This is a genomic window from Mammaliicoccus sp. J-M40 (assembly GCF_022386395.1).
GTDB lineage: Bacteria > Bacillota > Bacilli > Staphylococcales > Staphylococcaceae > Mammaliicoccus > Mammaliicoccus lentus.
The window spans coordinates 22,366-34,398 of record NZ_JAJNIQ010000013.1 but is presented as its reverse complement, the minus strand read 5'-3'; the positions used below and the strand labels follow the sequence as shown (position 1 = coordinate 34,398).

Sequence of the window (12,033 nt, the reverse complement as noted above, 5' to 3'; positions counted from 1 at the left end):
TTCAAAAACACCCTATAAGTAGTCTAGTAATCTTCGTTTAAATCTTGAGTGAACAAGTGAACCAATTAATATTAATAATATTGTAATTAACCAGAAATAAATATGGTCATGCCATTGACCATATATTGAAACATTACCATGTACAAAGGCTGTTCTGTACACACCTACTAAATATGCGAAAGGATTTAAGCTCGCAATTCTTTGTAAAATACCATGTGCTTCTTCCATAGCCCAAAATATTGGTGTCATAAAGAATAGCATTCTTATAATATTTTGTAATAAGTTTTTAGTATCTCGTATAATAATAACTAAAGTACTCATTATTAATGAAATACCAAAAATAATCGCAAATGATGCAACGATAAAATATATAAACCAGAAATAATGCCACCATGGTACATAACCATTTATAACAGAAATAACAAATAATATAGACGAAGTAATCATCAGATTAATCATATTATTTGTTAAAGCTATAGAGATAAATATTGAAGATGGGAACTTCATTTTGGATAATAGACCAACATTACCTTGTATGGCAGCTGCTCCAGTATTAATTCCTTGGGATATAAACAGCCAAGGGAACAAACCTGAAATTAAATGCACTAAAAAGGGAACACCTACAACTTGAGCACTTGCATCCCCTCTTAAACCTAACCCAAATACAAGATAATATACAGCTACTTGAAGCATAGGCTGTAATATATTCCAAAATACACCAAGATAATGATTAGCGTATTGACTCTTCATATTATATATCGCTAGTTTAAATATCTTGGGTAAATTATAGATTTGTTCTTTAAATATCTCTGCAACAATTTTCATGCTTAACGACCTACTTGATTGTTATATTTTTAATAGTTCTATCAATCATTTATTAAAAATGTAAAAACTATTGTATTTCTTTTTTTAAATTTTCTACATAATTGATTAAATCATTATCTTCTGGTCTCTTATATTGATCGTATAAAGCATAAATATCTAAAAATCGCTTTATAGCTTCTGTTCTTTCTTCAGGTTTTACTTTTTCTAATCGTGGTAAATACCACCCTTTAACGTAAAAATTAAATCTATTTTCTAAATAAGAATTCATTAAATCATGTTTTTCATAAAATGGTATTCTTTCAATTTCTAACGCATAATATTTTTCGAATAACTTTTTTGATACTGAATTTGTAACGGACCCTGTTACAGCAGCATAATACATATGAATAACATCTTTAACTGCTTTTACTTTATTTGTATGTATCATCAATTCTTGGAAGAATAATGTATCTTGACCTGCAGCGCCTTCAATCATTTTAATATTATTATCTTTAATGATATCAGCTTTTATAATAAGAGCCTGTATACTTTGTGCTCTTAAACCACATTTTTTCATATATTTTTTAGGATCGTTAATTAATAATTTACCATCATTATATTTTGTTACAGTACCAGCATAGTTAAAAATAGCTCGACGTTTATTGTCTTCTTTTATAATATTTCCTATTACCATATCAACGTCTTTATTATTTTCGATTTCTTCTAATAATTTAGCATATCCGTCACCCGTCGCTTCATTGTCTGGGTCAAGATAAGTAATGTATTTTGTAGAAGCTAATTCTGCACCTTTATTTCGTGGTCTAGAGGCACTTCCAGAACCATCCTCGTATGCATGATAAACAATCTCTGGGAATCGACGTCTTAATCTATCAATTATCGCAATTGTTTCTTTATCAGTACTTCCATCATTTACAAAAATAATCTCCATATTATTAAATATAGAAGAACGTCTTAAACTTCTCATACATTTATCTTCTAAATATGTACCATTATTATGAATTGGTACAATCACGCTTAATTTTTTCTCTTGATTATTTTGACCGTATAAAGAAGGCTTATAAATTTCTGACTGATCAAGGTTGTATCCATTATTTGTTTCTTTTACTTCTAAATTTGAATCTATAACATCTCTATGATACATTGTTAAATATTTATTTTGTACTTTTTCTATATATTGGTGTGGTTCAGATTGTTCATCTTTAGTAACAAAATCTACATCAACATATTTAAAAGCTGAAATTAAATCTTCTAAATAATACTCTTCATATTGTATTGAATCATTCATAAAGGTTATAAAGTCATACTTTTCTTGTTCAGCTATAGATTCATTTTGCTCAATTACATCAAAATTAACATTGAGTTGTCTTCTCAAAATTTCTTCCATCTCTGGTGTTTTTTTATCTACAACTACTAAGATTAACATTTCTTTTTGAGACGGCTTCTTATCGATATAACTAAAGATTTCATCTAATCGGTGATAAGTTGTATGATTACGCATCACACTTCTAATACTTTTAGCTTGCATATCATTTAATTCATAATTTTTATAGCCATTCATAATAGTAGCAACGTCTGATTCATGATTTACCATGAATATATTCGGAAATTGGTTATTCACACCTACTGAGTAATTAGATAATATTAAATTACCAAATGCTTGCAATTCAAAAATTCGATTAGCAAACATTGTTTCTGAATATTTAACTGAGTTTACGTTTATAGCCCACCTATATATTTTATGTATCTTCATCAATTCTTCATGATCAATGGGCATTGTTAAAAATGGTATATACTTCGATGGGAACTGATAACGTTCTCTTCTTAAAGGTAAATTACGATCTATAATTGTTAAGTCATTATCATTTTTAATCAATTCATCAAACATTCTAGCTGATTCTTGATTTCTAACTGGATACTTTTTAGTCCAGCTACCGGCAAATATAACATCATTATTATACTTTTGATTATCCTCTTTTCGAGTATCAATAGGGTTATGATAATGAGGATTAACACCAAATTGTAAGACATGAACATTTTCATTGTTACAATAAGCTTTATAATCCTCTACGACTTCAGCTGCTGATGTTAAAATGACATCACATTCTGTTGCGATATCTTTATACAGATGGAAGTTAACAGGGTCTTCTTTAGAATAAAATACTACAGGAATATCCATGCTTTTAGCTTTTCGTATACCTTCCATTAACAGTTGTCTTTTCTCACCATTAACAGAAGCTAAACCCGTCCAGCTATCGTCTATTCCTTTCCAAGTAGTTGCTACAATTAAGACATCCATATCTTGATTTAAACCTTTAAATTCACTATTTATATAGACGATATTGCCAATATCTTTAAATGAATTATATAAAAATTCATCTGCTACTAAACCTACGTTATACTCAGACTTTTTAAATATTCTAGATTTATTAGAAGAGATAGATTGAGATAAATATTGTTTATGGTTTTCAAGAAAATCTAATTTTGATTCCACTGCTACTCTTTTATAATAATTTTGAAGATTTGTATTATCTTTTACTTTCTTTAGTTTATATATTGCATGCATATAATCATTTTCAACAATTTCTAAAACTTCTTTTAATTGTTGTGTTTTGCTTTTATCATCAAAGTTTGTAAGTTCGTTTTTAGTGGTTTGAATTGGAAGGTTTTCTTTTTTTGTCGATTTATTTATGTTCATCTCGATCTCCTCCTATTTCTCCAAGTCCAGTATTTCGTTTGGATTTTACCTAATTTTGAATTTCTTAAGTTATGATATAACTGCTCATATCTACCTATATCTCCAGAGTTATTTGTATGTTTATATTTTTGTAAAGCAATATTTTCTTTTATAAGTTTAGTTATAGCAACCTTTGATTCATTACGCTCATCTTCGATTCTAGTAATAATATCAAGATTTTCTAATTCTTTTTCTGTATATGATTCATATGAGTAATTTTCCAAATGGTTAAATAACGTTATATCCTCAAAATCTGATATGCTAATCCAATATTTCTTTTTTTTAATTATGATTCGTGCTGACTGGGCTCTTGTAAAAACTAGATCAACTTTTATATTTTCACAATTAATACTTTCGGAGAGTAAATCTAACGTTATAGACTTGTTCAACGAACTATCTTGATAAAATGTTGTTGATTGTTTAATTGCTGTATTAGTATTGCATACAATTGATCGATCAATATCTTTTGCATAAACAAAACCTGCAAACAATCCTTTATTAAACACCGCTTCTACTACTTCTCCTTCATATATATATAGTGCCCTAGATGAAAAGTTTTTCTCATTAAACAATAAATTATAATCGACTTTAAACCCTAATTCTCTATTTATTTGTGGTGCGTTAAAGTTAGATAAATCTACTCTAACTGTATCGAACGGTTTAGAAATCAATTTGATAGAATCTTTTAACTTAGTCCAACCTATCAAATTTGTACCTTGAGCTATTAAACCATATAAGTCGTCACCAATATGTTTTATTGAAATAACTTTCAATACTTTGTGTAAATATTGAGTTACTAAACCTACTGATATTTCTATATTATCAGCATCATAAACTTCTTGATTCTCTTTCTCTTTTAAAATTATTTGAAAACTTAATCCAGCATTAATATATGGATTATTTTTATCAATCATAATAGACCCCTCATTTTTTACTTATTGAATGAATATATATTTTCTTTACCAAAAGTATATAAATTACCGTAATTATAATATTGAGTATTATTAAAATCATTTTTAACGATATTTTTAGTATCAAATATAATTTTATCTCTCATACCTTCGAATTCATTATCTGTTAATGTTTTAAATTCAGAGTGATCGCTTAATATTAATACTAATGAAGCATCTTTCACTGCTTTTTGTACATCTTTTTCAACAAATGCCAACTCAACGTGAGGGTCATATGCTTCTATTTCTAAATCTGTTTCTTTTCTTAATTCATTGTATATATCAAACGCCGGAGATTCTCGTACATCATCTACATCTCCTTTATAAGTTAAACCAAATACAACAATTTTATTTCCATTTACTTCGTTCAATATTTTTTTAGATTCTTCTATAACGTATTGAGGCATTGAGCGATTAATCTTTCTACCTTCTTGAATTAAAGTAGTAGTTTCTGGGTCTTTCGCAATAATAAAGTAAGGATCCACCGCTAAACAATGACCGCCCACGCCTGGCCCTGGTAAATGAATATTTACTCTTGGATGTTTGTTAGCCATTTTGATAACTTCTAGTACGTTAATATCTAAGTTGTTACATACCATAGCGAGTTCATTTGCTAAAGCTATATTTAAGTCACGGTACGTATTTTCCATCAATTTACTCATTTCAGCAGTTTTAGCATTCGTTTCAATCATTTCTCCTTGAACAAATGTTCCATAAACTTTTTTACCTGCTTCAACACACTCAGGTGTCATACCACCTATTATTCTATTATTATGTACTAGTTCATGTAGTATTTTTCCAGGCAATACACGTTCTGGACAGTGTACTAAATATATATCTTCACCTATTGTAAAACCTTGACTTTCAAGGTACGGTTTCACATGATCGTCAGTTGTTCTAGGTGCTATTGTTGACTCGACTATTAAAGTATTACCTTTTTCTAAATAAGGTACGATTGATTTAACAGCGCTCATGACAAGCGTAATATCACAAGATTCATATTCGTCATTATTATTAGGTGTCGGTACTGCGATGATGAATGTATCTGCTCTTTCTGGTTCTAAACTTGCTTTAAATTTATCTTTTGCAAGAACTTCTTCATATGCTTCTTGTAAACCTGGTTCTTCAATATGAATTTGTCCGTTATTTAATTTATCTACTGCTTCTTTATTGATATCTACACCAACTACATCTACACCATGCTTTGCAAACATAATTGAAGTTGGTAAACCAATATATCCAAGACCTATAGTTGTTAATTTCATATTATAACCATCCTTTAATAATAAATTGTTAAGCTATTACTTTTGTAATGTTAAATACATTGTAACGATTATAAAAGCAATAAACAGTCGATTAACAGATACTTAAGGAAGGGTTTACAGTCTTTTATCAAACTTTACAATTGCTAAACAATATAAAGTAAATAAATCACGAATATAAATAAAAAAGACTAGGAAAGTTAAGTCCCAGTCTTTTTTAAATATTTTTCTATATCTTCTTGAATTATCGGACCAAATGTTTTTGAATAAGTATTCGTCATGTGGCCTTTATCCATGTATACGACGACATTACCGATTACAGGTACGAATTGTCCGTTTTTCTTAAAGTATTTTGTATAATCTACATATTCTGTGTTTTTAGGTGTTTCTTTTAATTGATCCCATTTTGATGTTTTCGGCAATCTATTTTTTGCATTCATTTTTTTGATTGTTTCTTTTTCACCGACCTTTTCTAATGTTTCAGGTACATTAAATTCATATCTGGGATTATCTCTTATTGCTAAAATAGGTTTCTTAGTATCAGTTATGTTATTAAATTGTTCAATTTGTAATGGATCTACTTTACCATTTATATCTGAACTGACATCTGCAGTTGTTACAACTAAGTCGATATCTTGTTTCTCAATTTCTTTTATTAAATTCTTATTCCATTCTGTACAGTCTTTATCAGCATCATTTGTTGTAAGTACACATCCTGATTTAGTCATATTTAATACTCGATAATTTTTTTCTTTTGCTGCTTGTTGTAATGCGCCTAGCCAATGTTCAGCATGTGAACTTCCGACTAATGCGATTGTTTTATCATAATTTTCTTTTTCTCCATATTCTCCAACGAGTACTTTGGATTTACCAATTGCTTGATGCACTTTATCTTTAGATGAATCAGGTGTTTCATCTCGAATATCTGAAAAGTTTGGTATATGTTCACTTTCGTTGTTACCTTGCATTTTTTTATCTATGACCATAGCTCCTGGATAAGTCTTACTTAATGCTTCTTTTTCTTTATCAAATGGAGAGTTTAAAATGATTACGTATAACGCTGCTAATACACATATATTTACCGCTAAACCTACTCCCATTTTTTTGAATGAATTTTTATCATTTTGATTTGTTCTAATAGGTTTTTCAATATAGCGTGTCATTAAATATGACAACAGCCATGATAGTATAATAATGCATATTCCTATAAAAACCCCTGGTCGATTATCATTATGATATTGATAAAACGATAAAATAACCCAATGCCATAAATATAAACCAAATGATAAACCACCAATTTTAACCATTGCTGGTGAACCTAAAAATCTTTTTACACCGAATTTAGTTTCGTGATTTCCTGAAACTAATATGAATACGGCACATAACATTGGCCATAAAGCGATATAACCAGGAAACATTGTAGATACGTCAAATAATATTCCTGTTAGTATAAGTCCAAATAGACCGACCCAACCGATTATACTCGCGATATATCTATTCACTTTAATTTTGGATAAATTAATTGCTAACAAACCACCTAAAGAAAATTCCCATACTCGTGTAAAAGTATGAAAATATGCCCACGGTTGGTTTACATGGGTTAAATAAATTGAATATATGAGAGATGTTACAAATATAGTCCCTAAAAATAAATTCATGATATTAATAATATTTAAGTTTTTCTTCTTTTTATATAACAAAAATATTGCGCTAAATAAAATAAACCAAATAATATAAAATTGACCTTGTATTGACATGGCCCAAAAATGTTCAACGGGTGTTTTCATCTGATCTTTATCTAAATAATCTGTACTAGATAAAGCGAGTTGCCAATTTTGATAATAAAATAAAGAAGCGAATATTTCTTTAATTGTTTTTCCTAAAATAGATTGTGGTAAAAAGAAAAAACTCAAAATTGCTGTAACACATATCACAGTTAATACCGAAGGGAATAAGCGCTTTATTAAACCTTTAATATAGGGTAAAAATTTAAATTCACCTTCTTTATTGTATCTTGAAATAATAGAGGTTGTGATTAGAAACCCTGAAACAACAAAGAAAACATCTACGCCTCCGGACACTTTACCAAACCATATATGATATATGGCAACGAGTAGAGCTGCAACTACTCTTAAACCTTCTATTTCTGGCCTGAATTTACGTTCTATGACAATCGGGTTATTAACCATATTCAAAACTCCTTAAAATATTATACAAAGGTAAGTATATCTTTAAGAAAATTGAATATAAAGGTTAATATATAAAATTTACAATATCTTAATACTAAATTAAAAATAGAACAAAATAAAAATATTTTTTCCTAACAAATATCAACAAAGCAATAAAAAAGTCCGAGACATTATTCATGTGCCGGACTTTTTTTATTATTTAATATCTAATGATTTAATAAATTCTTTAACATCTTCTGACATTTCATCGTTGTTTAATGCAAATTGAATTGTTGTTTTTACAAATCCAAGTTTCTCTCCAACATCATGACGTTCCCCTTCAAAATCATAAGCAAAAACTTGATCATCTTGGTTTAATCTTTCAATAGCATCAGTCAATTGGACTTCTCCACCTGCTCCTATTTCTTGATTTTCTAAGTAATCAAAAATATCGGGTGTTAATACATATCTACCCATTATAGCTAAGTTAGATGGTGCTGTCCCTTCAGCTGGCTTTTCAACAAACTTCTTTACTTCATACAATCTGTCTTTCGTTAAAATCGGGTCTACAATACCGTAACGGTGTGTATCTTTATAATCTACTTCTTGTACACCAATGACTGATTTACCTGTTTTATTGTATTGTGTTATAAGTTGTTCGATTGCTGGTACTTCTGACTCAACAATATCATCACCTAATAGTACAGCAAATGGTTCCCCGCCTACAAATTGTTTAGCAGACCATATAGCATGACCTAATCCTTTTTGTTCTTTCTGTCTTACATAGAACATATTAGCTAAATTTGTAGCATGTTGAACTTTATGTAATAATTCATGTTTATCTTTTTCTTTCAGGTTAAGTTCTAGTTCTAACTGATTATCGAAGTGATCTTCAATCGCTCTTTTATGTTTACCAGTCACAATAATGATATCCTCTATACCTGCTCTTACCGCTTCTTCAACGATATATTGAATTGTTGGCTTATCTAATATTGGCAACATTTCCTTTGGCATTGCTTTTGTTGCTGGTAGAAATCTCGTTCCTAAACCTGCTGCTGGAATTATAGCTTTTTTAACCTTCTTAACCATAGTCATTCTCCTTTAACATCAATCAATAACTATTTTATCTCTTTTATATCTTTTATAAATTGTGTATATATAATATTTTCGTCAAACTCTTTTACTTTTTGCTCAGCATGATTGATTATATTTTGTATATTTGAATCTTCATAGTTTTGCATAATATGAGTTAAACGATTGCTAAAACTTATTATATCATTTTTATCTATTAAATAGCCATTCACTTCATTATCTATAAGAAATTCTGGACCATAACAATCGTGAAATCCTATTACTACACTTTGTTGTAACATCGCTTCTAATATAACTAACCCGAAACCTTCAACTCTCGAAGGCACTGCAGTAATTTTACTTGTAGATAATACTTTAGATAATTCATTAGTTGTTTCTTTAATCTCTACAATATCTTCAATATTATATTCATTAATTTGTTTCAAGTATTGATTCTTTTCTTGACCTGATCCATATAAATGTAATTTATAATCCAAGTCTCTCATTGTTTGTTGTATATTATTGATACTTTCAATTAATAAATCGAAGCCCTTTTCATGTTCAAAACGTCCTGCCGCTACAATCAGATTTTCTTTTGGTATACTGTATTTATGTTCTTTTAATATATTAGGAACAATAATAACAGGTGTATGTTTCAACTCTTGTTGATAATCCAATTGATCCTCACTCGTAAGCGTCGTGACAATATCTAAGTTTTCATATCCTTGAATTAAATCATCTTGATATGCTTCTTCATGAGCATGCAAATACATATGTTCCATACCTACTTTAAGAATGTTACGAGGGGCAAATTCTGCAACAAGTAAATTATAACTTGCCCTTGTACCTATAAGAACATCTGTATCAACACGTTTTATAGCTTTTATTAATTTCTTTTCAATATAACTTGAAAACTGATAAAATCCAGGTTCATATTTATTAATAACTTTTGGTCTTATAAATGATGTATATTTATTAATTCTATTCATTACTACATTTTGTATACCTTTAATTGATCTCTTATATTCTATTACAGGTATAATTTCAATTTGTTTATTTAAATTAAAGTATGGATTTGAAGCTGCTTTAAAAACAGAAATAATCTTAACTTTATGCCCTTTTTCACTTAGTACATTTGCTAAATTCGATATTGATTTAGTTGTACCGCCCATATGATAAATATTATGCACGATAAATGTAAAAGACTTCATGTCATCACCTATTTTTATTCATATGTTTATCAATTATACTTTGTATTGTTTCATATGAATGATTATTTTTATTAATATATTTGCTATTTACTTTAATATAATGTTGATTTGATATTGCTTCAAACATTTTATTAGATTCAAAATATTGATTTTGATTAACTGTATTAAATACTTCTTCATATAAGCCACGATGATATTTATACGATTCAAAGTCAGGTGTATATAAGTATACTTTCTTATCAATCGTCAATGCATCAAATATAATCGAAGAATAATCACTTATTAACATATCAGCAACAAGTATTAATTGCTGCGTTTCATAATCTAATGGATCAATATAATTTGTTTTTTTTATATTTTTATCTTCTATATGACATTTATAAATAATATTATAATGATCAGTAATTTCTTTTGGAAACTCCAATAAATATTGCTCTTCTTTATTATCTCTCCATGTAGGCACATATAATATCGTTTGTTTATGATTATTTAATTGTAAGTCTTCTTTTATTTGACTAATCAATTGGTTATCCTCATTATGCTCTATCAAAAATTGATTTCTTGGATATCCACTGCTTATTATTTTAGTTTCTTGCATAGGAAAAGCAGTATTGAATACTGAATTAATCTCTTTAGTATCAGTAATGAAATAGTTATGTTTAATCAACTTATTATATTTACGTGCTCTATAATTATATATATTTTTATTTTGATGAAGTTCATTACTATCTAAAAATAGCTTTTTAATTGGCGTACCATGCCACAATTGTATGATAGTGCCATTTGGTTTTAAACCGTCAGGTATATAGCTTTCTAGTACTAATACTTGTGCTTGTTCAATTAAGTTTTGAGTTTCAGAATGTTGGGGAGAAACAAAACTTTCACCTTGCTGTTCATCTGTAATGAAATATACAGTAAAGTTCGTATGATTTTTTATATATTCAAATAAATATTTAGAATTTCCTCTGTAGCCATAGTCAAATCCTAAAAATACAATATAAGGTTTAATAGCATCCTTATTTTTATGATATATATTAACTGCATTTTTCTGTTTCTTTAATGATTGATGATGCATCTTCAAATAGATTTTATTAGGTAATTTGAAATACGAACGGTACATTACCTTATCTATCATTCTAGCATTATTAGGTAAAGTTGTATTCTTCCTATTAAATTGCGCCTTTTGATTGTTAAGTAATAACCATTTATTTAAATAAAAATGATTAACGTAATCATCATCTTCATAATTATTTAAATCTAAATAATTATTTGAAGATTTCTCATCAAAGTCGAAAATGACATGACCATTGATGAATATATTTTCTAATTCAACAACAGCTTTAACACATATATCAAGAAGGCTCGCCCACTCATGACGGTCAAGCAACCATTTCAAATCTTCTACTTTAAAAATAATATTCGGATATAGAACATTATTACTAAACCACTTATTCGCAGTTATTTTTCCATCTCCAAAATAACGACAATCATTTATGTAATAACCATTCACAGTAAAATCTACAACAGCAGAATAATTATCTAAATTTAAAGTTTCTAGAACATCTTTATTAATTTTAGTAGTATTTTCTTTTAATATGACATGTGAAATATCAGAAGAAAGTTTATTAATTATTTCTATGATTTTTTCATCATTGTTCAATTCAATTATTTTAATCATATTACACCTCAACCTATTTCATACTTTTAATAAAATTGACTTACTCTTAACAATGAAACACTAACTAATGAAATAATACCTTTAATTAGATGCGAGTACAAACAGGTTATACGATACACACAATAAAAAGCAGA

At 28.3% G+C, this 12,033-nt stretch carries 8 protein-coding genes; all 8 read right to left on the bottom strand.

What is annotated here, in order from left to right; all coding sequences use genetic code 11:
• Positions 1–12: 12 nt before the first annotated feature.
• Entirely contained in the window at positions 13–825 is an 813-nt protein-coding gene (locus LQ688_RS12210) for an ABC transporter permease (RefSeq protein WP_016999646.1), read from the bottom strand.
• A 67-nt stretch (positions 826–892) separates the two neighbouring features.
• Positions 893–3,520 carry a glycosyltransferase gene (locus tag LQ688_RS12205; RefSeq protein WP_239752830.1) on the bottom strand — a complete coding sequence of 876 codons (2,628 nt, stop codon included), beginning with the start codon at positions 3,518–3,520 and terminating at the stop codon, positions 893–895.
• The gene (locus tag LQ688_RS12200; RefSeq protein ID WP_239752829.1) at positions 3,517–4,473 is read right to left on the bottom strand and encodes a hypothetical protein; all 957 of its coding nucleotides are present in this window, start codon (positions 4,471–4,473) and stop codon (positions 3,517–3,519) included. Before LQ688_RS12200 ends, LQ688_RS12205 begins: the two co-directional genes overlap by 4 nt.
• A gap of 17 nt (positions 4,474–4,490) precedes the next feature.
• Positions 4,491–5,774 (bottom strand): nucleotide sugar dehydrogenase, encoded by a 1,284-nt coding sequence (locus LQ688_RS12195; protein WP_064205017.1) that lies wholly within the window; start codon positions 5,772–5,774, stop codon positions 4,491–4,493.
• A gap of 197 nt (positions 5,775–5,971) precedes the next feature.
• On the bottom strand, positions 5,972–7,960 hold the full coding sequence (locus LQ688_RS12190) for an acyltransferase family protein (RefSeq protein ID WP_239752828.1): 1,989 nt from the start codon (positions 7,958–7,960) through the stop codon (positions 5,972–5,974).
• Positions 7,961–8,155: 195 nt separating this feature from the next.
• On the bottom strand, positions 8,156–9,028 hold the full coding sequence (gene galU / locus LQ688_RS12185) for a UTP--glucose-1-phosphate uridylyltransferase GalU (protein ID WP_064205015.1): 873 nt from the start codon (positions 9,026–9,028) through the stop codon (positions 8,156–8,158).
• 29 nt (positions 9,029–9,057) lie between these two features.
• Positions 9,058–10,221 carry a glycosyltransferase gene (locus tag LQ688_RS12180; protein ID WP_218705831.1) on the bottom strand — a complete coding sequence of 388 codons (1,164 nt, stop codon included), beginning with the start codon at positions 10,219–10,221 and terminating at the stop codon, positions 9,058–9,060.
• Positions 10,222–10,225: 4 nt separating this feature from the next.
• Positions 10,226–11,899, bottom strand: coding sequence for a CDP-glycerol glycerophosphotransferase family protein (locus LQ688_RS12175; protein WP_239752827.1), 1,674 nt, complete (start codon positions 11,897–11,899; stop codon positions 10,226–10,228).
• Positions 11,900–12,033: the final 134 nt, after the last annotated feature.

What these genes read in the sequence shown, in the direction of transcription:
- LQ688_RS12195 (WP_064205017.1), bottom strand. Translation starts at nt 5,774, where the DNA reads ATGAAATTAACAACTATAGGTCTTGGATATATTGGTTTACCAACTTCA.
- LQ688_RS12190 (WP_239752828.1), bottom strand. Translation starts at nt 7,960, where the DNA reads ATGGTTAATAACCCGATTGTCATAGAACGTAAATTCAGGCCAGAAATA.
- LQ688_RS12200 (WP_239752829.1), bottom strand. Translation starts at nt 4,473, where the DNA reads ATGATTGATAAAAATAATCCATATATTAATGCTGGATTAAGTTTTCAA.
- LQ688_RS12175 (WP_239752827.1), bottom strand. Translation starts at nt 11,899, where the DNA reads ATGATTAAAATAATTGAATTGAACAATGATGAAAAAATCATAGAAATA.
- LQ688_RS12210 (WP_016999646.1), bottom strand. Translation starts at nt 825, where the DNA reads ATGAAAATTGTTGCAGAGATATTTAAAGAACAAATCTATAATTTACCC.
- LQ688_RS12205 (WP_239752830.1), bottom strand. Translation starts at nt 3,520, where the DNA reads ATGAACATAAATAAATCGACAAAAAAAGAAAACCTTCCAATTCAAACC.
- LQ688_RS12180 (WP_218705831.1), bottom strand. Translation starts at nt 10,221, where the DNA reads ATGAAGTCTTTTACATTTATCGTGCATAATATTTATCATATGGGCGGT.
- galU (WP_064205015.1), bottom strand. Translation starts at nt 9,028, where the DNA reads ATGGTTAAGAAGGTTAAAAAAGCTATAATTCCAGCAGCAGGTTTAGGA.